The sequence below is a fragment of the Psychroflexus torquis ATCC 700755 genome (assembly GCF_000153485.2).
Classification (GTDB): Bacteria; Bacteroidota; Bacteroidia; order Flavobacteriales; family Flavobacteriaceae; genus Psychroflexus; species Psychroflexus torquis.
The window spans coordinates 1,758,069-1,782,931 of sequence record NC_018721.1; the positions used below are offsets into that span (position 1 = coordinate 1,758,069).

10 protein-coding genes are annotated in these 24,863 nt (G+C 36.0%); 4 read left to right on the forward strand and 6 right to left on the reverse strand.

Translation table 11 applies throughout. The annotated features are described in order from the left end of the window. Nucleotides 1–1,017 precede the first annotated feature (1,017 nt). Nucleotides 1,018–3,357 carry a zinc-dependent metalloprotease gene (locus P700755_RS07580; RefSeq protein ID WP_015024113.1) on the forward strand — a complete coding sequence of 780 codons (2,340 nt, stop codon included), beginning with the start codon at nt 1,018–1,020 and terminating at the stop codon, nt 3,355–3,357. A 466-nt stretch (nt 3,358–3,823) separates the two neighbouring features. Here P700755_RS07580 and P700755_RS19220 read toward each other — a convergent pair whose 3' ends face one another. Next, nucleotides 3,824–3,898 (reverse strand): helix-turn-helix domain-containing protein, encoded by a 75-nt coding sequence (locus tag P700755_RS19220; protein WP_281015270.1) that lies wholly within the window; start codon nt 3,896–3,898, stop codon nt 3,824–3,826. 1,171 nt (nt 3,899–5,069) lie between these two features. On the opposite strand from P700755_RS19220, the gene P700755_RS07585 reads away from it, so the two are divergent. The 3 genes from P700755_RS07585 (at nt 5,070) to P700755_RS07595 (ending at nt 10,235) form a co-directional block, all read left to right on the forward strand. Further along, on the forward strand, nt 5,070–8,312 hold the full coding sequence (locus P700755_RS07585) for a S41 family peptidase (protein WP_015024114.1): 3,243 nt from the start codon (nt 5,070–5,072) through the stop codon (nt 8,310–8,312). 363 nt (nt 8,313–8,675) lie between these two features. Beyond that, the gene (locus tag P700755_RS20975; protein WP_281015091.1) at nt 8,676–8,804 is read left to right on the forward strand and encodes a hypothetical protein; all 129 of its coding nucleotides are present in this window, start codon (nt 8,676–8,678) and stop codon (nt 8,802–8,804) included. Nucleotides 8,805–9,548: 744 nt separating this feature from the next. Continuing rightward, nucleotides 9,549–10,235 (forward strand): OmpA domain-containing protein, encoded by a 687-nt coding sequence (locus tag P700755_RS07595; RefSeq protein ID WP_015024115.1) that lies wholly within the window; start codon nt 9,549–9,551, stop codon nt 10,233–10,235. Between the two features lie 223 nt (nt 10,236–10,458). Here P700755_RS07595 and P700755_RS07600 read toward each other — a convergent pair whose 3' ends face one another. From P700755_RS07600 to dnaE, 5 genes are all read right to left on the reverse strand, one after another. Continuing rightward, nucleotides 10,459–10,947 (reverse strand): transposase, encoded by a 489-nt coding sequence (locus tag P700755_RS07600; protein WP_015024116.1) that lies wholly within the window; start codon nt 10,945–10,947, stop codon nt 10,459–10,461. An 811-nt stretch (nt 10,948–11,758) separates the two neighbouring features. Beyond that, nucleotides 11,759–12,652, reverse strand: coding sequence for an IS1595-like element ISPto10 family transposase (locus P700755_RS07605; RefSeq protein ID WP_015024117.1), 894 nt, complete (start codon nt 12,650–12,652; stop codon nt 11,759–11,761). A 353-nt stretch (nt 12,653–13,005) separates the two neighbouring features. Beyond that, nucleotides 13,006–18,798, reverse strand: a complete 5,793-nt coding sequence (locus P700755_RS07610) for a T9SS type A sorting domain-containing protein (RefSeq protein WP_015024118.1) — start codon at nt 18,796–18,798, stop codon at nt 13,006–13,008. A 136-nt stretch (nt 18,799–18,934) separates the two neighbouring features. After that, nucleotides 18,935–19,156, reverse strand: coding sequence for a transposase (locus P700755_RS07615; RefSeq protein WP_041758236.1), 222 nt, complete (start codon nt 19,154–19,156; stop codon nt 18,935–18,937). 1,078 nt (nt 19,157–20,234) lie between these two features. Further along, nucleotides 20,235–24,593 carry a DNA polymerase III subunit alpha gene (gene dnaE, locus P700755_RS07620; RefSeq protein WP_015024119.1) on the reverse strand — a complete coding sequence of 1,453 codons (4,359 nt, stop codon included), beginning with the start codon at nt 24,591–24,593 and terminating at the stop codon, nt 20,235–20,237. Nucleotides 24,594–24,863: the final 270 nt, after the last annotated feature.

The following is a 24,863-nucleotide window of genomic DNA, read 5'->3' on the forward strand; positions in this document are numbered from 1 at the left end:
AAGCACTGACGGCTATTAATACTTTCAATTAAGCTCTAGATAAAATTATTGCTCTCATTCATTTTTTCCATTGATGAAAAAACGAACCAAAAAAATCTAGGCTTATTTTTATGTCTTTGAAAACTACAAAAGCGGTTCCTCCACACAAAGCAAACCGTTTCACTAGTGCTTTACTCCTTTATCCTTTCTTCACCACTTTTTTGTTTTCTAACCTCCATAAAAAGTAGGCCGTTTTCTAAATATCGTGAAACTTGTCATTCCGTACAAGGCGGTAGCCGTGATGCGGAATCTTTTCAAGTGATGTATTTTGGCTTACAGTGTAACTGCTTATTTAAGCTCTAGATAAAATTATTGCTTTCATTCATTTTTTCCATTGATGAAAAAACGAACCAAAAAAATCTAGGCTTACGAAATTCAGTCTAAAATTTACGTTTGCTGTCTAAATTTTAGAAACTCGGCTGAAAAAAGCCTCAGACAGTCTAAAATTTCACGACATCTTCACTTCAATTTTTACGGCTTAATTTAGTAGGCCGTTTTCTAAATATCGTGAAAGTTGATACTTCGAGGCTGTCACTTAGAATGATTTTCGATAGAAAATTGTATCGAGAAGTAGTTTGTAGTTGTGAGTTGGAAAAAGTTCTCGATACAATGGTTTTGGTCTTTCGCCACAAACCCATTATTCGAACTGACATTTATTCAATTAAAAATTCTCAATTATAAATTAATAATTAGTTTAACTCACCTCTCACGACTAACTACTCAAGACTAACTTGTCACTTCGAGTGATTTTCGATAGAAAATTGTATCGAGAAGTGTAATAGGGTTTTGAGCTAGAAAGAGTTCTCGATACAAATTTCACTTTTTTCAAAAGCAAAATTCACTCGAACTGAGATTAATTCAATTGAAAATTCTTAATTAAAAATTAGTTTTACTCACCGCTCAACTCTACTGACTCACAGCTCACCTAAAAACTACTTTAAACTTTTTTGTTTATTTTCAGTCCTAAATATAAACTCTATGAAATATCTATTACTCATCGTTTTTGGATTGAGCTTGCAGCTTGGAGTTGCCCAAGACAAGCCCATAAAAAACCTAGACTCCATTCTGAATACAATGCCCAAGAGCGAAGGGCTCCTCACTACTTATTTTGATGGAGATAAACTTTACCTGGAGTTTTCAAAAGAAGCTTTGGAAAAAGACTTACTCATGGTCACTCGCCTTAAGCAATTGCCGTCCAACTATTCAGCCTACAGAAATGCAGGATCTAAAACGTCAGAACAACTGATTCATTTGGTGAAAGTAGGAAAATCAATTGATCTCATCCAGGTGTCTACCACCAATGTCGCCGATGAGGACGATCCCATACAGCTGAGTGTCGCTCAAAATAACTTAAATCCCATTTTAGTGACCTTCCCTATAAAATCTGAGGAAGGTGAGAATATTGTTATTGAGGCCTCTTCGTTCTTCAATTCTGACTCTCCTTCTTTTAATATTATCCCCGACGGATTAAAAAAAGACTATAAAATTGGCAAAGCTGACGATAAACGTAGTCGTATCAATTCTGCTAAAAGTTTTCCTCAGAATACAGAAATCACCCACACGCTAACCTTTCCCACCGATAACCCACCACGGGGAAATTCTACCAATACGTTTACCTTTCAAGTGAACCATTCCATTATCGCTTTACCCGAAGATCTTATGCAAGTCCGCTATGAAGACCCTCGTGTTGGCTGGTTTGGGTTGAGAAAATACAATTATAGCTCCGATGCTTTAAAATCAGATGAAGTTCGACTCATCAGACGTTGGAGGCTGGAACCCAAAAACAAAAAAGCTTATGCTAGAGGCAAGCTCACAGAACCCGTTAAACCTATTGTATACTATCTAGACCCCGCCACTCCAGAGAAATGGAGACCTTATTTTATAAAAGGGATTGAAGACTGGAATTCAGCTTTTGAAAAAGCGGGTTTCAAGAATGCTATTCAGGCTAAAATAGCGCCAACCGCAGAGGAAAACCCTGACTTTAGTCCTGAAGATGTTCGCTTTTCTACAGTAAGATATGTAGCGTCGACGACCCGAAATGCGGTTGGACCAAGTGTTTCCGACCCGAGGACCGGTGAAATTATAGAAAGTGATATCATTTGGTATCATAATCACTTAAAGTCTTATCGCAATCGCTATTTATTGGAGACTGGGGCAGCCAATCCTAAAGCTAGAACTTTAGACACCCCAGAAGAAGAAATTGGAGAGATGATGCGCCGTGTGATTTCTCACGAAATCGGTCACGCCTTAGGCTTACCTCATAACATGAAAGCAAGTTCTGCCTATCCTGTAGACTCTCTCAGATCTGGAAGCTTTACCCAGGAAAACGGAATTGCGACTACGATCATGGACTATGCACGGTATAATTATATCGCACAACCCGGCGACGAAAACATCCGTTTTGTAAGACAGCTTGGTCCTTACGATGACTATGCGATAGAATGGGGTTACCGCTATTTCCCAAACAGTTCTGCGGAAGAAGATCAAAAGATTTTGAAGAGTTTTGTAGATGAACGTAGCACCGACCCTATGTATATGTTTGGTGGGAGAGGTAATGACCCCGATGCACAGACCGAAGATATTGGAGATAATTCTGTACAAGCAAGTACCTATGGTTTGAGTAATCTTAGAATCGTAGCCGAAAATCTAGAGCAATGGACCACCACTTCAGGGCAGAGTTATGAAGATCTGGAAGAGCTCTATGGTGAAATGCTAGGCGTGTACCGCCGCTATATTTATCACGTGGCTTCAGTTGTGGGCGGAGTTCATGAAACCTTGTTAACAAAAGGTCAGCCTGGAGAGCCTTATCAAGTTGTGAATAAAGCCGAACAGGAAAAGGCTCTTGAATTTCTGAATGAAAATGTCTGGACACCTCAATATTGGTTGATCGAAAATGCGCTGGTTTCCAAATTTTCAAAATCAGGAAAACTCAAGAGTGTCATCAGCTTAAATAAAAGAATGTTGAATCGGCTTATGGATGCGGATCGACTCAACCTCATGTGGGATACCAACTCCTCTTTAATTGGAAATGGTCTTTCCCCTCAAGAGCTTTTGGATCGTTTAGCGGGGGATCTCGTCTATGGGAGAACCACTCCAGACCAAGTTGAACGCGAGTTACAAAAGTATTTTGCACATCAACTTAAGGAATTAATGAGTGATGACGGCTTAGCGCTTGAACTTAAAGGTAAGAGTCTAGCGCTTCAAAATGAACTTAAATCCTATGTCAAAACCAAAAAAGAATCAGAGAATGAGACTTTAAATGCACATTATGCTTATATCCTAAACGTATTGGAGGAGGAAAATAAGGGCTCTAAATAAAAATTTACGGTTTAACCGTAATACATGTACGGTCAAACCGTAACTCAAAGTGATAAAATCTAAGGTTATTTGTATAACTATCCATTTAACTTGAATATCACAAATTTCATCCAATTTTGAGATTGTTCAAAAATTAAAGCAAGACTCTAGGGTCTTGCTTTTTTTATGCATTAATGTTTTCCTTCTGAATTTATGCAGAGAAAATCTCTTAGTTTTTAGACATCCAGCATAAGACATAAAGTTGATTTATAAGTTTCGTCTGGGGTTGAAAGTTTTACCTGAAGCATTTTCGTAACGGGATCAAATTCAGAATAAATGAATGTCATATCAAGAGTTATATAACTGCATTAGAAACTGAAAAACCTTTGTTTTACTAAGTTGAATTAAGCACCAACAGCTATAATAGTTTATGGTTTTCACGTCGACTAGTCTACTCTTAAAAGCTAAAATCGCAAACAGGTGAAACCTAATCTTTAGGCTCGAAGCTCAACAAATCTTCAGGCTGGCAATTCAACACCTCGCAAATGCGTTCTAATACCAAATTATATTTATAATGCCGTATGAATAAATTGAATTATTTTTTGATTGATTGAAATCAAAAATAATTAGCATAGCCTTAGCTACGGTAATTATTTTTGATGTAAAGCAGGCGAAAAAGAAGCGATTTATTGCGACATTATATGTCTAATTTGGTATAAGGTCGATAACCTTATGGCTTAGGCTTTTGCTGTTTTTAAAATGGATAAATTAGCTAAATCTACCGATTGCATGTGACGATCTTTGAGAACCTGATCCAGATTAATTTTAATAGACATGGCTTAGATTGTTAAGTCTTGTTCCTGCTTCGCTTGAATAGATAATTTGAGCATTTTGCTTAAACGTATAAAACTAAGTCCGATGACAATCAACAGTAGATAAATCATTGAATTGAAAAAAGGGGGAAGTCAATTCAAAATAATACAGTAAAAATATTTTTTTAACCACTAGACTTAATCCTAGAATTATTAAGAATTGACCACTGCGTTTAAGATTTTTCACCAAATTGAACGATTTGAATTCTCCGTTAATCATAAATAGTCTAGCTGCTCGACGCAGATGATACGCTACAAAAACAAAGGCCACAGAAAAAATAATTTCGCTGATTAACGCAGATAAATAATACAATATTAGAAGTGCGATATACAAAGTACGATACTAGAAGTAAAATATACAAGGTATAATATTAGAAGTAAAACATATAAAGTATAAAATACGAATTAGATCTTACCCATCTTTTGCGACCTTAGCGTTTTAGCTTTGCGGTCTTTGCGTGAAATAGAAGTGAGTTTAAAGTATCAAGTACAATGTAGAAAGAGAGATCATATTATCCAACTTTCGCTTTAGGGACTTTGCGAGAGAAAACACTTATAAATTGGTTCTCATTAAAAGATAAGTAGAAAATTCTTGATGATTTTTGAGTCAAACTTTGCAGTCATTCAAAAGAACTTAGAGTGCTTTGCCTGAACCTTTATTCATTAACACGCTTCTTCCAGTAGTCCCTAAAAAAGGGGAGACGCTTAGGTTTGCTCCTAGCAGAATTACTTTAAATAGCCTAAATTACACTGATTATGTTTTTTAAAGAAAATAGGGTAAGTTTTATTTAAAGAAATAATACAACGGATAAGCAGTTAAACTATCCTGAAAAAATAAAAAAACAGACTAAAATAAACCTTATGAAAATCAAGTACAAATTAGTATTATCAACGCTTTGTATTTTTATACTGCCGTTGTTCTCTTTTAGCCAAATCACTAAACTGATGCATCAACCTGCATTGAGCGATACACATATCGCTTTTATTTATGCTGAAGATTTATGGGTTGCCAACAGAGATGGGTCAAACCCGAAAAGACTTACAATAGATAAAGGCATTGAAGCCAACCCCGTATTTTCTCCAGACGGAAGTAAAATTGCCTTTGAAGCAGAATATGATGGCAATGTAGATGTTTTTATAGTTTCAGCAAATGGAGGAGTTCCAAAACGCCTTACTTGGCATCCTTATAACGATTATGTCAGAGATTTTTCTGCAGATAGCAAGACCGTTTTATTTGTCTCTCAACGCAATTCTTTTACCAACCGCTATATGCAAGTATTTTCTGTTTCAACTGATGGTGGAGCTATAACGCAATTGGATATTCCAAATGCATTTTGGGCTTCCTATTCAGATAACGATCAAAGCATCGCGTATACGCCTATTGCTGATCGGTTTAATCAATGGAAACATTACCGGGGAGGAACCGTTGCTCGTATTTGGCTTTACAATACCCAATCACACAAAGTATCGGAAATTCAGAAACCAGAGGGTGGCAGTAATGATTCGCAACCACAATGGATGGGAGAATTCGTATATTTTAAAAGTGATAGAGATGGCGAATTTAATTTGTACAGCTACGAAACCAATTCAAAAGCAATTAAAAAACTGACAGATTACAAGGATTTTCCGGTTATCAATCTCAAAGCGCACAATGGTGCTGTAATTTACGAACAAGCTGGGACGCTTCATATTTACAACACTAAAACGAATACAGACAACGTATTAAACATTAGCATCACTACAGATTTACTAGAATTGCGGGAACGTTTTGTTTCTGGTGAAGATTATGTGCGTTCAGTTGGTGTTTCACCTTCTGGTGCTAGAGCAGTTGTAGATTTTAGAGGAGATATTGTTACGGTTCCTGGTCAAAAAGGAGATCCCAAAAATATGACTGCTACAACTGGGACTCACGAAAAATATCCAGAATGGTCTCCAGACGGCAAATTCATTGCTTATTTTTCTGATGCAACTGGCGAATATGCCTTGCATATTAAAAATAATGTTTTAGGAGATGTAAGTGCCATTCCGTTAACTGGTTCTGGATTTTATGCTGATATACATTGGTCGCCAGACAGCAAAAATGTAAGTTATGTAGATAATGGTCGTAGGTTGTATGTTACTGACATTTCGACAAAGAAAACAACTAAAATTGATGAAGACATTTTATTTGTCCCTGGAATATTTAGGGAACTTTTTGGTTCTTGGTCACACGATTCCAATTGGATAGCCTACACCGTCATTACCGAAACCAATTTTGAACGTGCTTATGCTTATTCCATTTCAGAAGACAAATCCTATCCACTTTCAGATGGGTTGTCTAATGTTTCTGAACCCGTTTTTGATCCAAGCGGGAAATATTTATACATGACAGCTTCAACAGATGCAGGACCACTTGTCAACTGGTTCGATCAATCTAATATAGATAAAGAGCTTACACAATCTATCTACTTAGTCACACTTCAAAAGGAGGTGATTTCGCCTTTAGCAAAAGAAAACGATGTAGAGCAGCCAAAAGAAGAAGAACCTAAAGAGGATAAAAAGAAAGAAGATAAAAAGGAAGTAGCAGAAAAGTCAGATTTAAAAATAGATTGGGACGGTTTTCAGGAGCGAATAATCAGTTTACCTATTGAACCAGGTGTATATAGTAATTTGAGTTTAGCAGGAGAAGGGGAATTGTATTATATCTCTTCCTCATTTCATTCTCCTAAGTCAAGCCTTCAAAAATTCGATTTTAAGACCAGAAAAAGTGAAGAATTAATGCCAGCAAGTTCTTTTTCAATTTCTGCTGATGGCAAGAAAATGTTATATTCAGTTGATGGATCTTACTTTATCTCAGACCTCGGTCAGAAATCTGAAGAAGCCCCTTTGAACTTTAATGCCATAAGTGTAAAGATAAATCCGAAGGAAGAGTGGGTAAATATTTTTAATGAAGCATGGCGGGTAAATAGAGATTTCTTTTACGATCCAGGAATGCACGGTGTAGATTGGAAGGCCATGAAAACAAAATACCAACCTTTTCTGAAAGAGGCTTCTTGTAGAGGAGATGTATACAGAGTGATGCAATGGATGTTTAGCGAGCTTTCTGTTGGACACCACCGTTTTTCTAGTCGTGGTGATAGATTAAATGAACCAAAAAGCATAGGAGGAGGTTTGCTAGGTGCTAACTATATGGTTAAAAATGAGCGTTATCAAATCGCTAAAATATTTGGGGGTCTTAATTGGACACCCAGTTTGCGTTCGCCACTTACAGAACCGGGCGTTGGTATAAATACCGGCGATTACATTATCTCCGTTAATGGTGAAAATGTAAAAGGAAGCGACAACCTGTATAGCTTTTTTGAAAATACAGCGAATAAAATAATGTCACTGGAAGTGAGTAAAAAAGCGGATGGTTCAGAGTCTAGAACCTATAAAGTGACCCCACTAGCAACCGAATGGGCTATTAGAAATAGAGATTGGGTAGAAGGCAATATGAAAAAAGTGCACGAAGCCACAAATGGAGATGTAGCTTATGTGTACGTTCCCAATACAAGCGTGGCAGGCTTTAACTTTTTTAAACGCTATTTCTATCCGCAAGCCAATAAAAAAGCCATCATTGTAGATGAACGCTTTAATGGAGGTGGCTCTTTAGCAGATTATTACATAGATATATTAAAACGCCCAATGCAAGCAAATTGGAATTTCAGATACGGTAAAGATTTAAAATCACCTAGCGCCTCTATACAAGGTCCGCGAGTGATGATAATAGATGAAACTGCAGGTTCTGGAGGCGATTATTTGCCTTGGATGTTTAGGAGATTTAAAATGGGAACCATTGTAGGAAAAAGCACTTGGGGTGGTTTAGTTGGCGTATTAGGTTATCCGGAATTTATTGATGGGGGTAGTGTAACCGCGCCAAATCTTGCCTTTTATTCTGAAGAAGGATTCAACGTTGAAAACGAAGGCGTACCCCCAGATGTAGAAGTAGAACAATGGCCAGAATTAGTAATACAAGGCCGAGACCCACAACTAGAAAAAGCTATTGAAATTGCAATGAAACAACTTAAAGAAAATCCACCAGTAAAAGTTGAAACACCAGCTTATCCCATCAAAACTAAAAATTAGTATAGTTTTTATGTAGGTTGAATTTAGGTTTGTTTTTTAGTTGAGGTGAGATTTTAGATTTTTTGTGTTGTTTTATGCGAAGTCTAAAATGGATAAAATTTGAATGAGTGTATTGTGATAATTATTTTGTTTGGCTTTTATGAAAAAGTTTTGAAGACTTGGAGGTGAATATTAGTTGTGTGCATTTTAGTCGTCCTAAAATATGGATATATTAATAAAAGTATTCTCTTTTAGGTAAATTATTGATTAAGCGACAATAATTTAACATAAATTATAAAAACTAAAATTACTTTAATGACTGGTTCTAGATAACTTGTAGGGATTAAGTCTATCAAATTTTTATCGAATGATTTTGATTTAATCATGGGCAAAACAAGATTTAAAGTAGAGCCTATCTTTGGAGGTATAAAGTTTTGGTACTCTGGCGGAGTAGCAGGATATAAAGGTAGTACAAAATTGCATACTCAAAATCTTATGGAAGCTATGTGTTAAAATTCACATCGAAGTCTAGGGATAATAGTGTTCAATTTTATAAAATAAAAATAAATGAGCATTTAAAACGAGTATCCAAAACTGAAAATTAAATAGAAATTAAGTTGATTTATGAACTAAAAAAATGAAACTTAAAATATAAAGGAATTCACCTTGATTTATGCAACGGTCTTACAATGTGAAATGCTACGGCCATAGCTTACTATCCTTCCGCGCATTTTGCCTAGTAATACCAAATAATATTTATAATGCCGTATGAATAAATTGAATTATTTTTTGATTGATTGATTTAAATCAAAAATAACTAGCATAGCCTTAGCTACGGTAATTATTTTTGATGAAAAGCAGGCGAAAAAGAAACGATTTATTGCGTCATTATAGGTCTAATTTGGTATAAGTTGCATCCTGAGGTCAGACCATATAACATTATTATTAAGTGCTAAAATGTTGAAAACTATTTGCAGTAATGATCCGATTTGAGCAATAAACCACGTGCTGTTTTACTTTTATTAAGCGTACCTATTATTTAATTGAATTTCAGGTATTAAAAAAAATAATGCTTTTACCCGTAGTTGAAATTTCTGTCAGATATTAATTCTTCCATAAACGAAAAAAAACTCAATTTTTGATGCTTTTTTCATAGAACACTAGCATCAAAAAATCTATTTAAAACAAATTAAGGGTGAAATATGTTAATTATCAAATAATAATATATATTTGTCCTTATCCTTTATATATTATAAAATGAAATTTTTCATATTTACATTCATTTTTCTTGTTTTTGCTAATCTTTCAGCCCAACGTTCAGGTCAAGCTGAAAATTGGTCGACATCGCTAGAATTAGGTGTGGCTTCTTCGAGTGGAACGTACACTTCGGGCTATTCATCTTCAGCTTTAAATAATTTTTCTACTTCTATTGGGTTAAGGTATCTTTTTAATTCAGAAAGACGCCTCTATAAGCCTTACGGTATTCGATTGAAAGGTGGCTTTACAAACCTCACTGGAGACAACGATTCAAGAGATTTCGAAACTACCGTCTATCACATTACACTCGATGGTGTTTTAAATATTAAAGATCTATTGAAGCTAAGATCCCCAGATTGGCCAGACGGTTTTAATCTTTTCGTTAATTTAGGAGTTGGAGCTTCTCACTATGAACTATGGGATGAAGCTAGATACTCAGACGCAGATGATGGATATATCTTTGATGGCGATGATTTAGTGACGGTAAATTTTGGTACTACAGCAGAATATGAAATTTCAACAGATTTTTCTCTTCACTTAGATTTGACTTATAGTTTGTTTACCACTCCAGATTTTTCAACTGATGGTAATAGCACAGTAGAAAGTATAGGTTCAAGTAGAGGTAATTTTGACCCTAGAATGTTTCGTGCATCTATAGGTGTAACCTATTATATCCCTTTTAGATAATTTATTTGTTTTTTAGTTCAAGTTTAATCAAATTATCATTTTTATAGAAATACTCAACAAGTATATAGTTATTCGAAAATCAGTGACTTATCCTCTTATAACTTTGTGCATTTTTTATAATTTAATGTGGTGAAATGCTTAAAATAATTGTAGATGTTAATAGTTGACTACATATAATTTGATTGTGATATATTTTTTCATTCTCAATCATTCTTATACCAATTTAGTTATTAAATACCGTATTAAAAGCCTTTAGAAAATGATGATTTCCTGTTATAGATTTAATGGTTTCAGGTTTCATTTCGCAGACCATTTCGCTTAGCCATTCTTTTAAACTTTTCATCGATTCAAATCTTTGATTCTTAAATCGATTTTTAATGTATTGCCATACTTGTTCGCATGGGTTTAGTTTAGGATTGTACGGGGGTATTCTTAACAAGATTATATTTTGTGGCACCTCTATATTTTTTGTAGAATGAAATCCTGCATCATCAATCACTACAATTTTATATTCCTTTGAATTATGTGTTGAAAATTCTCGCAGATAAGCTTGAAATATGTTAGTACTTACACCATTTATTTCCCAAACAAAAGAGTCTCCGTTTATTGGCGAGTAATTAACGTAGTGGTATGTTGTTTTATAAACAAGCTGGTAATTAACTAGGGGTTTGATTCTTGATACTGTAAGATATGGGTCTAAATAGTTCATCATTACAAATCATGCTTCATCTTATAAAGATAAATTTACAGAGTCAAACTTATCTTTATTTCGACTTAATTTAATCTGATATAGCTCATTAGGGATTTTTAAAAAAAATTCACTTCCATATCTTTTTTATAATTATATTTTCAAAGGGTTTTAAGCTTTGTCTTAAAATGCTGTATCAAATAATGCCGCAGTAAATGATATTTAACATCCACTCCGTATTGTTCATATACCCATGACTTGGCTTCCCAATAGCCTAGAAAAGGTGTCATGCTCGAATTAACACTCTCTTTTAAACCTTGATGAATTTCTGAAGTTATTATTCTTGATTTAATAATCTTAGGTTGATCAGTCAATAAACCTTTTATTCCTAAGGCTACATATTTTTTAGCCTAACACTATTGGGTTCTTGGACTAATTTTTAAATAATCTGCAAGTTCATTTCTAGTTTTAAAACGCTTTGTAAGAATAGGTCCTAGCCAGATTATTCGTTTATCAAGCCTATGACTCGATTGCTTTTTACTATCCGGAATTCATAAGGTTTTGCCATTGTTATATTTAAACAATAATAACGACATTAATTATTTAAATTGGTATTGAATTAATTTTACCTAACAAAAGGAGTTGAGCTTGTAGCAGACTATATTTTTCTTCTGAATTTACTCCTGATGCTACTAATGGTGAACTACTCATTTTAATAGTTTAGTTCACTTTTCCCAGCAACTCAAATAATTGACAGTATTGAAACTTGATAGTATACATATAATACCAAATAAAATTTATAATGTTGTAAAAATAAATTGATAGAGGTAGCTACTTAAGTACATATTAATTTGGATTGATATAATTTCGGTTTTTGCATCATTCTAGAAACAAGGTTATGAAAGATGGTTTTCTTACTTCTAGACCTATTCAATCGATAACAAAATTCATCAAAATATCCACTAATATGGAAAGAACTTACATATGAATAGGTAGTTCTAATCCACGATTTGATTTGATGAATCATAGTGTGTAATATTTTGAAGTTTTTCCCAGAATTACTAGGTATCTGTTCGATATTAAATTCTTTAGCTATAGGTCTATATCCGCGCCACAAATCCGTGTTGATACTTGCCGTTTTTGAGATATGCTTATCAAATATTGGAAGTAATTCTTTAGCAGAAAAGTCATTTATTTGATTCACGTACATTCTTTTCACTTTTCCATTTTCTGTTAGTTCAAGGGCTACTACAGCTTTTTTTTTCTTGGTATTATAGCTTCTCCCAACCTTACCATCTTCTTTTCCACCTACCACAAATTCGTCTACCTCAACGCGATTCATCATTGGAAAGTTCTCACTAGACTTCATAGCATCACGAACCTTGTACATGAACATTCGGGCAGTATAAGGTGTAACTCCTACTCGTTTTGCCAAATAACTTGCTGATAAACTACGAGTAGTCGTTGCCATTTCAAAACAGATGATAAAAGCCTTATCTAATCCAAATTTTACTTTATGAAAAAGCGTGTTTGCAGATGCTGATTCTGTATGACTACATTTATTACAGGTACGATCATAATTGGAACGAATTTGACAAGCACTATGATTACATTTTACACATTTGAAACCATTTTCCCATTTTATTTCTGATAGGTATTCCTTACAAGAAAGCACAGAATTGAACCGAACATAAAACTCTTGGGCATTTTGCCCTTCAAAATTAATCATATAACTCTTATTTTATTCACATTCAAGATACAAAAAACTATGAAACTAAATAGCTACCTCTATAAATTGAATTATACTACGGCGTAGCTCAGCACAGGTTTTTTGATTGTTTGAAGTTAAAATAATTGGCTTAGCCTTAGTTACAGTAATTATTTTTGATAAAAAGCAGACGAAAAAAGCCTGTGCCGAATTCGTATCGGTAAAACGATTTATACGACATTATAAATTTAGTTTAGTGCAGAAAAAATATCGAGCTAGGTTTTAAATTTTATCTATCTAGTGATAGTCGACTTTATACAACCTAAAAACTCCTGAAGACTCAGGAGTTTTTAGGTTGTATAAAGGATTAGAATCTATTCTATAATAAGCTTAGTGGTTTGACTGTTTTTAGCATCAGATAATTTTAAGACATAGACTCCAGAAGAAAGGCTATTATTTAGATTCACTGTCATCCTAAAAGAGTTGATCAACTCTTGATCTAGCACCATTCGTCCTTGAAGGTCAAATAACTGAAGACTTAAGACCAACCCGTTAAAGGCTTGTTGATGAAAAATACTGAAGCTGTTTCCTCTTACTGGATTTGGATACACCACCATTGAAGAGTCCAAAACAACATCCTCTGTTCCTAAGTTGACTTGTTCGAACTTAACTACAAATCTATCCGTAGCTATTGATTCTGGTATAATTTTGTCCACATCAAATGAAATAGAGGTACTTTCATCTGGAGTTAATTCTACACTAGACTCTAAATAGTTATCGTACAAATACCCTTTAGTACCAGAAAAATTTTCAGGTTTCACCTCTAGACGGTAAGCGCTTCGAGTGAAGTTTCCTAAGTAAAAAGGAATACTATCTTGTTCTGTTGGCATCCCCCGAGTTTCTATAGACATATAGTTTGGAAATCTATCGATAGCAAACCACTCATCATAATTCCAAACCTTTGTGGCATCCAAGCTGTCCTTGGCATTATTTGCTTCTGACCTAAACTCTACTCTTAAGGCATCAACTGGACTTGTATCTATGCCATCGTAGAAAAGGTTGATATTTAGGTTAGTCAATGGTTCTGGGACTTTAAAGGTCGTATTATTTCCTGTTGCAGTTGTTTTAAAAGATTCCTTAAATACAACCACTGGATTTGTTGTCGTTGTTTCCACAAAAAAGGCTTGATTGGGTTCTAAAAATTGATTGGCATTAGAGGTTTCAGGAACTGCAGCTGTATTACTTCCTTCTGCCAACGTTACTGTAGCGTAACCACCTCTTGTTCCAAGGGTTGGGTCATATATATAAACAAATTGTGAACTGACACCAGAAGAATTTCCTGAGGAAAGTAAATCTGCCATATTCACTTTAGCTTGATAAGGATTACCGATTAATGAAAAACCTCCTAAGGTTGAAGATAGGTTAGTAACAGTCTTGGAACCAACCACCAATTTTCCAGTTGCTCGTAAGGTAGTCGCTGGACCAACTGCTATATTAGAATTGAGTGTTGTCGACCTATCTCCTCTTATCAATAAAACATATGCATCTCCTGCTTTAAAGGTTTTAGTATCTGTATTGGGAATTGAGTTCCATTGAGCGTTTGCGGCGTTCCACTCAAACATAGATGGATTTCCAGTTAAAGTTGCATCAAACCCGTTAGCACCACTAGTTGATCCTGTAATATGAGTTCCAAAACCTGAGTTAAGATTACTATTATTGTCATCTCCAGTTTGGGTGTTGTTTTGACCGTCTTGCCAATTGTCTCGGATAGAGCTTGTTGTGGTTACTGAAGTGGATAAAAATCTAAAAGCCCTATTACTTTTAGGAATATATCGTTCTATCTCATAATTTTCACCTGCTAATCTTCTATTTTCAAAATTAAATGGCCCTAAAGCAGCTGTTTTAGAGACTGTACTCCGGAAGATAACTTTCCCAAAATTGACAAAATCTCCATTCAAGGTAATTGCATCTTCAAGAATTAATGTTGCCCCTGCCCTTACGACGACATCTGAAATGGTATTTGTTCCAGATAATGTAGTTTCAGCGCTTTCTATGAAAATGCTTTTATCTGTATTTGCTCCGTCAAAAGGAGGAGCTTCTGGATCTCCAAGTCCAGATGTTGTCCAGTTTTCTCTATAAACAAAGTCATTATCCCCAATACCAGTTGTAGCATCACCACTTGTAGCAGAAATTTTAGTCCATTCAGTTGAATCATATAAGGGATTTGCTTCTCTTACTGTCGGGTAATTTCTAAAAGCACGAGCACCTGAAAACTCCCAAGTTGTGCCTATAGTTCCAGACTCTGCTAAGACACCATAAACGTCCATTAACGATTTCTCAGTATTCGCAAAAGAAATATAATAAACATCTTGACCACCAGACGCTGTAGCAATTGAAGCTTCAAAATCTGGGTTTATACCATAAATTCCATTGAAAGTTGCCGCATCTGTAAAACTAATAATGTAGTAAGATTTTGGAGGAATTACGCCTGTTAGTTGAATACTTTGACCTGTTCCTGTAGGGTTATGCAAATAATAATTCTGATCGCCAAAATCTAAAGCCTCTACATCGGTATTGAATAATTCCACATATCTACCGTCAACATTATCGCTAGGGTCAACAACCTCTGAAATAAGAAGCACTCGTTTTTGAGAAATGTCAAAAGTTGTACTCGTTATAGAACTAAACACGCCTGATGAAGCGGTTAACTGGAAGTCAAAACCAGGCTGGGTGTGATTGATCGCATTAAAATTAGCATAACCGTCGGTTCCAATAATGGGTTCTATTGGACTCTCCAAAAGCGTTCCTGTAGAAGTAATCGACACATTTTCACCACTATTAGCCAAATCTAAGTTCCCATTGTTATCTGTATTGGCAACTCTTATAGATGGGGACATATCGGTATTCACCAATGTCGTCGTTGGTTGAACAACAAATTCTAAACCATTACCCACTACATCAATAGTAAACACGACACCTTCAAAAGCTGTAATATCTCGTGAAAAAATAGACCCGTCAACAGAGGCGATTTGATCTTGATTACCGTCATCTATAGCTAATTGAATAACTGATTGATCTATAATGTCAGATTGTTTTAAGAACACTCTAATCGTATAGGTCTTGGCATCTCCATCATCAATAACGAGTATATTATCAGGATCTGCATCGATATCCAATAAAATTTCAGTTGGCGTTATCAATAATGTCTGGTCAGCTTGATCGAGTATAGTGGTTCCATCTGAAATAGAAATTCCTTGAACCGCATCTTCCCATTTAGCCGTATTCAGAGATCCAGGCACAAATCTTAATCTAGTGATATTAGTTGATAGGTTGTCAAAATTACCAGAGTCTACTATACCAAAACTAAACACATCAACAGAGCTCCCCGAATTATCATTTATGTCTGCAATAATAGTTCCCTCTGCAATTTGCATTGGTGGCGCTATAATTTGCGTGTCTCTTGCATTGGAATCTCCTGTTAGCTTTACGTTATCAAGACCTGAATAACCATCAGCCCCATTATTTTGAATAAAATATTTAAAAGAGACATCAGAAACTGTATCTGGGATACTTAAACTAAGTGTTCCTGAAGCAACATCTGTAGCTCCTCCTTCAAATAAAAATAGACGATCTTGAGACACTCCATCATAAACTACTTCATACTCTATTCTATCACCAGATACATTATAGCCACTAACTTCCCAGTCAAAAGTAAGGTCAACAGTGGAGTATCCGGAAATATCAACAGTCACAAAATCTAATGAGGCGAAACCTGTTGTTCCATTTGGGGAATTTAAATCGTTTTCTCCAAAAATATTATTGATAAAACTCCCACTCACCAAAGGTGAAGCCTCATCAGAATTAATTATTCCAAAAAAATCAGCCCCCCATCCTTCGTCAAATAGTGGAATACTTGTAGTGTAAAGCCATTCTGATGGCGTCCCATCAAAGTCTTGAATAGCAATCACAGGAATAGCGGCACTAAAAGTGGAACTTATAATTGAATTAGGAACTATTGAACCCTGCAACGCTTCTGCGGTTAAGTCTAGACCATTAGCTTGAGCAGTGTAAGCTATGTTAGGAAAAGTAGCTGCACCATTCACAGCAGGAACTGGATGAAGGAGGTTGACCAAAGCACCTCCAGAAGACGTTAAGTTAATATCTGTTGTGATAGACGTATCTACATTCCCATTTTCATCAACATAGGCTACCTGGACAGGTGGAGTCATAAAAGTATTCACTTCCACATCACTAGGTTGTTGTATAAAAGCTATTTCTGTCGCTATAACATCAAGAGTGATATTATTTCCAACCACGTCCCCGGCTGTAAAAGAAGAGCTAAATGAAGACCCAGAAAGGTCTGCTTCAAAACTAGAATTAGTTCCAGCAACCTGAAACTGGATTACACTTTCATCTACAATGTTAGACTGATCCAAAGTGACATTCACCGTAAAATTGTCTGAAGCACCATCAGCAACAATTACAGAACTATCGGGCGTAAAAATAACTTCATTGGTCGTAATAACAGCTGTTCCTGGAATTTCAATTAATAAAGCATCCCGTATAGCAACATTCGAGAATGTTGACCAATCTACAGTATTATTAGCTCCAGCCACAAAACGCATTTGAGTTACAGTCGTAGGCAAAACATCACCACTGCCTAAATCTTCAATATCAAAGCTAAAAACAGATAGTGTACTTGTATTGGCAGCAATAACAGTACTTACTCCCACTTGAGTTGAAGGAACAACAACTTCTGAGGTCCTATCATTATTTGAAACATTAAAAAGAGTGCTAATCATTTCAGAAAAAGTGTCTGCATCTGCAATGAGTTCCAGATCAATTCCAACATGAGTATGAATTAAGTTTGAAAAAGTAGCAACACCTTCAACTGCAGATACACTAACGGGGTCTCCTTCAAGATCACCGGTCGAAGAAATATCTACTAAAGAAAAATTACCCGTATCCAAATTCCCATTGACATCCACAAGGCTAACCTCTAAATCTGGTTGCATCACTTCATCTAAACGCGTGTTAGTGGGTTGTTGTAAAAAGGCCATTTCTGACGCGACCACATTGAGAGTGATATTATTTCCAACCACGTCCGCGGATGTAAAAGAAGAGCTAAATAAAGACCCCGAAAGATCTGCTTCAAAACTAGAATTAGTTCCAGCAACTTGAAACTGGATTACACTTTCATCTACAATGTTAGACTGATCCAAGGTGACATCAACCGTAAAATTGTCTGAAGCACCATCAGCAACAACCACAGAACTATCTGGCGTAAAAATAACTTCATTGGTCGTAATAACAGCTGTTCCTGGAATTTCAGTTAATAAAGCATCCCTTATAGCAACATTCGAGAATGTTGACCAATCTACAGTATTATTAGCTCCAGCCACAAAACGCATTTGAGTTACAGTCGTAGGCAAAACATCACCACTGCCTAAATCTTCAATATCAAAGCTAAAAACAGATAGTGTACTTGTATTGGAAGCAACAACAGTATTTACTCCCACTTGAGTTGAAGGAGCAACAACTTCTGAAGTTTGATCATAAAGAAATTCCCCCTGAAGTTTAACGTTGTCAATACGATTATTACCACCTGCATTAGTCGCACCATTAAAGGTGATTCGAATAATTAAATTGGGTTGATTGTTTGCAAGAGGAGCTTCGTTTGAAATATCTAGACTTAAGATTGCCCCTGGATTAAGAGCTGGGGTGTAATCAAGATTAGAAAGATTTGTAAAGTTTAGACCTCCATCAATAGAATATTGTATTTGGTTATCATCAAATCCTGTTGGTGTGCGTCTTGACCAAAATGAAAGTGATAAATTTTCATAACCCTCTGAAGAAAAATTAAAATCAATATGTCTACCGTTATTAGCCAGACCAGCGGCACCAGTTGGTCTAAAAGATTGTCCTACAGTACTACCAACACAGGCATTGGAACTAGTGCCAAGATTAGATTCTACACTTACAAAATTATGAGTAATTATGCCATTCCCAGTTGCTCTATTCGCATTAGAGAGAGGAGTGGTATTGAAATTTGCACCTCCACCATTAAAATCCCAGCAATGGATAACCTCTTGGGCATTTGTGACTTGAATGGATAGAAAGAATAAAACCAATGACCCTAATAATTTGGTAGATAATAGTTTTCTCATGATTAGAGTCTATTTGTTCCAAAAATTAAAAAATTAGATTTAAAAAGTCTATTAAAGATAACCTAAAAAGGTATACTTCCCTCACAGTCAGATATTTTTAAACAGTAAGAGTTAATTGACATGACTATCAGATTCTCTACACCTTACTTTTCCATTTACAAGAAACGGCTGCTATAACTGTCTTTTCAAAGACCAAATCAAAAGATCTTCTGTTGGATTTGTAATGAAATTCATTGAGATAACTCTGGAGGTAATCGCTTCCAATAGACTGGTGTATGTCCCTTAGAACTCTCTTTGCATTACTAATTGCAATATGCACCCAATGTAAAAAATTCCCTGTTTGGCTTTTTATATCCATTACAACTGATACCAAATTAAATTTATAATGTCATATAAATAAATTTAATTATACTACGACGTAGCTCAGCAGAGGTTTTTTGATTGATTAAATTAAAAAGTAATTAGCATAGCTTTAGTTACGGTCATTATTTTTGATGAAAAGCAGGCGAAAAAAGCCTGTGCCGAATTCGTCTTGGTAAAACGATTTATTGCGACATTATAGGTTTAATTTGGTATGATTCATAATTAGCTAAATTTTCCTTGATATCATTATAGTTGTTCACCCCATCTGTTGTAGCTGATGATTGTCTATCAATTGCTTTATCTATTTGCTTATTAGTAGTTTCTAAAGAAATATTTCCAATAACTGCACTTTTATATGCCCTACCTTTTTATTTAGCTTATTTTTATATTTTTCCGATGGCTCGACAGTCTTCGATTTCGGCATTAACAATACTCCTATTTTTTTTTGGATTCCCTTTCCTCGTTTATATTTACCCTTATTTTCTTTAAGTTCAATAGCAATTCTTTCACAGCTATGCTTACCAGGCTCTATTTCAAAAAAACCTCATCAAGTTCATCGACAAGAGTGTGTCTATCATCTCTTTTACTCATTTCATAGCGTATTTTTTGAAACATCTACCGCATAGGCTTATAGTAGCAATGACTTAATTGTAGATATACCTCTAAAGAAAAATAGCTTTTTTCTACCGTGGAACATCATTAAGCATCATTACAAAATTAGATTAATAGTATGCAAGCTAAGTTCTGTGCTATAGAGTATCATTTTTCAAAGATGTTCTATGCTCACAGTTCTTACATTGGTATTGATCTCTCCTAGAAAGCCAATAATGCTCTTAATGATTACATTTATTGCATTTGATACCCAGTTTTCCATTTCTAATTTAAAATGGACCTTATACCATAGAGAAATTGCATAACATCTAAATAATTAAATGTTATGCAAGGAATCCAATAGTCATATTAATTTAAGTAATAAAGACAAGCAACTAAAATAAAATCTTCAATACCACAATTAATCCCGTATAATTTCAGGATTTATAAAGTTTGGATTTGAAAAAGCAGACTTTACGTTTTTAATTGATTTTAAATTTAATATTTTGTTCAGACAATTCATCAATCAATTCATTACAAATTTGTACTTTTTGTGTCTTGCTCGGCATGTGAATTTTAATCTTGGCTTGCATTTCATACACCACAAAATTGAGCAAGTGATCTCCCGAGTGAGTTTTGAACAAATCCTCTAAGGCTTTTATTTGAAACTCGTTAAGGTCATCTACATTCATTTGGATCGTTAATTTTTTGGCATTTTCCTTTAGGACATCTTGAAGTTGTTTAAAAGACACAAAACCAATACGCGTTCGCCCAGGTTCTCCAGTATCTCTATTTGTAAATTGGGTTGCCCTCAATTTAAGATGAACGAAATTATCCTGAATTAAAAAGTGCCTAAATTTCAAATACTCTTCGCCAAAAATCCAAAATTCATGACTTTCGTTATAATCTTCCAACACAAAAGTCGCAAAGCCTTTACCGGTTTTACTTACCTTGTGATTTACATCTGTCACCACTCCTGCTAGGGATAACTCTTTATTGAGGTGATTTTCAATTTCTGCAACTTCCTTTAGGTTTGACCTGCAAAAGGAGTTGATTTCCAGTTTAAAATCATCCAATGGGTGACCCGATAAAAACAGACCTACAACTTCCTTTTCTGCTTTTAAGGTTCGCATGGAATGCCAAGGCTCGCAAGGCGGTACTTCTGGTTCAGGAATTTGGACTTCACTCGACTCACCAAACAAACTCACTTGGGATGAGTTTTTATTCTCTTGGTACCTTGCCGCATATTTAATCACCTTTTCCAGAAAGGTTAAATCTCCGTCGGTAGCTTGAAAATATTGAGCTCTATGCACTTCTCCCAAGCTATCGAAAGCTCCCGCATAAGCCAAGCTTTCAAAAGCTTTCTTGTTGGCAGCTCGAAGATCGATGCGTTTGGACAAATCAAAAATAGAGAGGTAATGACCTTTCTTCCGGTGTTCTACGATGGTATTCACCGCTCCTCCGCCAACGCCTTTAATAGCGCCCATGCCAAACCGAACAGCATCGTCTTTGTTCACTGAAAATTTATAATAAGATTCATTCACGTCTGGTCCCAAAACTGGTAAACGCATTCGCTTGCATTCCTCCATAAAAAAGGAAACTTTCTTGATGTCACTCATATTATTAGAAAGGACAGCTGCCATATATTCTGCTGGATAATGAGCTTTTAAGTATGCTGTTTGGTAAGCAACAAAGGCGTAACAAGTCGAGTGGGATTTGTTGAAAGCATAACTGGCAAAAGCTTCCCAGTCTTTCCAGATTTTCTCTAGCTTTTCTTCATTGTGCCCATTGTCTTTTGCTTGATTAATAAACTTTGGTTTAAGTTTAGCTAAGACATCTTTCAACTTTTTACCCATGGCTTTCCTCAAGACATCAGCTTCACCTTTCGTAAAGCTGGCCAATTTTTGCGAGAGCAGCATCACTTGCTCTTGGTAAACCGTAATCCCATAAGTTTCCTCAAGATATTCTTGCATTTCAGGCAAATCGTAAGAGATGTCCTCCTCCCCGTGTTTCCGTTTAATAAAACTCGGGATATACTCCATTGGCCCAGGTCTATACAAAGCATTCATCGCGATAAGATCTCCAAACACCGTTGGCTTTAGATCTTTCATGTGTTTTTGCATTCCTAGAGATTCATATTGAAAAATCCCAACGGTTTCTCCACGTTGAAAGAGCTCATAGGTCTTTTCATCATCTAGTGGGAAAGCTTCAGGATCTAGATCGACTTCGTGGCGTGCTTTTACAATCTCAACGGTATCTTTAATTAGGGTTAAGGTCTTTAACCCCAAAAAGTCCATTTTCAAAAGACCTGCATCTTCTACCACTGAGTTGTCGAATTGGGTAACATAGAGGTTGGAATCTTTTGCGACAGAGACGGGAACAAACTTAGTAATATCATCTGGGGTGATAATAACTCCACAAGCATGAATGCCTGTATTCCTCACAGAACCTTCCAAAATCCTAGCTTGGTTTACCGTTTCAGCTTCTGGAGAATCTTGTTCTGAAATAGCAATAAGTTCTAAGACTTTATCCACTTCTTCGGATCTAAATTTCTTCCGAATTTCCTTTTCGTTCATACTAAAGATTTTCCCTAGCTTGGACATATCAGGAATTAATTTGGCAATGCGATCAGCCTCATACAAAGGCAAATCCAAAACTCTTGCGGTATCTCTTATAGCAGATTTAGCTGCCATTGTTCCATAAGTGATAATTTGTGCAACTTGATTTTGACCGTACTTCTCAATCACATAATCCATTACTTTACTTCGTCCTTCGTCATCAAAATCGATATCGATATCGGGCATACTCACTCGCTCTGGATTTAAAAACCGCTCGAAAAGTAAGTCGTATTTTATAGGATCTATATTGGTAATCTTCAAGCAATAGGCTACTGCACTACCCGCTGCAGAACCACGTCCTGGACCTACCGAAACTCCCATCTTTCTCGCTTCGCGAATAAAATCTTCCACGATTAAGAAATAACCAGGATAACCTGTATTGGCAATGACCGAAAGTTCAAAATCCAATCGGTCTTTGATCTCTTCACTTAATTCTCCGTAACGCCTTTTAGCCCCCTCGAATGTGAGGTGCTTTAAGTATGCATTTTCTCCACGCTTACCAGCATCTGTTTTATCCGCCTCGTCCAAAAATTGTTCTGGGATTACAAAAGCCGGTAATAATACCTCTCTAGCCAGTTCAAAGGCTTCAACCTTATTGGCGATAGCCTCTGTATTGGAAATGGCTTGAGGTAAGTCTTTAAAAAGAGATTTCATCTCCTCAGCAGACTTGAAGTAGTACTGGTCATTCGGAAGTCCGTAACGGTAACCACGGCCACGACCTATAGGAGTGGCTTGCTTCTCCCCTTCTTTAACACACAATAAAATATCGTGCGCATTGGCATCTTTTTGATCTGCGTAATAGGTATTATTAGTCGCTACTAAATTGATATCGTGCTTATTGGCAAGTCGAATTAAAGCTTCATTGGCGCGCTCTTCATCTTCTTGCTGATGACGCATAATTTCTACATAAAAATCATCGCCAAAAGTCTCCTTCCACCAGACCAAGGACTCTTCTGCTTGGTTTTCTCCAAGATTTAAAAGTTTACTAGCAATTTCACCATAGAGACTTCCCGATAAAACTATGAGGTCATCTTTATAGGTTTCAATAAGCTTTTTATCAATTCTAGGGATATAGTAAAAGCCTTTGGTAAAGCCCATAGAAGACATTTTTGCTAGATTGTGATAGCCTTTTTTATTCTTGGCTAGAATCACCATTTGGTAGCCATTGTCTTTATGAGTTCTATCGGTATGATCTTCGCACACAAAAAATTCACAACCAATAATCGGTTTTATAGGTTGTGAAGTGTTTTCAGAATCATTGGCAATGGCGGAATTGTGTTTTTTAACAGCATTCACAAAGTGAAATGCCCCCATCATATTAGCATGGTCAGTTATAGCTACTGCTGGCATATTGTGTTTTGCCGCTGCCGCTACCAGATCTGGGACAGCCATCGTAGATTGCAAGACGGAGAATTGAGTATGGTTATGAAGATGAACAAAACTAGACTCCTGTAGTTGTTCTAAATTCTCATCAAGCTCTGCTTTAGAAGGTCCGCTTTCTTCTGATTTTGCTTCTAATTTTGCTTTTAATTGAGCAGAAGCTTTTTTAAGGTTAATATGATTAAGACCAACCTTACTTAGAGGCCCCGTATGCCTAGACTTAAATTCTTGAAGATAACTACGCTCTGCCTGTAGTTCATTTTCTGTGTAATTTCCCGTGCGGATCAGCTCCAGAAAACAACGTGTCGTCGCTTCCACATCTGCTGTCGCATTATGAGCCTCATTAAAAGGCTGTCCAAAAAGATATTGGTGTAATTCAGTTAATGTAGGGAGTTTGAATTTTCCTCCACGCCCCCCAGGAATTTGACAAAGCTTAGCTGTTTTTTCTGTACAGGTATCCAATACAGGCATGGATGCCATTAAAGATTCTAGTTGAGCTCTATGGAATTCGGCTCCCATCACGTTTACATCGAAACCAACATTCTGCCCAACCACAAACTTAGATTCTGATAAGGCTTCATTGAACTCTGCTAATACCATGTCCAAAGACTCCCCTTTTTGCAGAGCCAAGGCAGTAGAAATACCATGAATGCGCTCTGCATCGTAGGGGATATCAAATCCCTCAGGACGAATCAAGTAATCTTTAGCTTTTACAAGATTTCCCCACTCATCATGAACTTGCCAAGCGATTTGTATAGCTCTAGGCCAGTTGTCGGTATCAGTGATTGGCGCATTCCAACGCTTAGGTAATCCTGTGGTTTCGGTATCGAAAATAATATACATGAAGCAGTTTTTGAAGTATAAAATTAGCGAAAAACAGAGTTTAAAATAGCATTATTTTGATTTTATCTGTACTAAATTATGAGATTTTGAAAGGGCTAACGCCCCCCAACTAAGATATCAGGGCTACGCCCCTCTAACTAAGATATCAGGGCTACGCCCCCAACTAAGATGCTAGAGTTAACGCTCGTTACCCTATAATATAGGGGCGTAGCCCTGATCTCTTCATAACACAGACTGCAAAGCCCCAACTAAGATATCAGGGCTACGCCC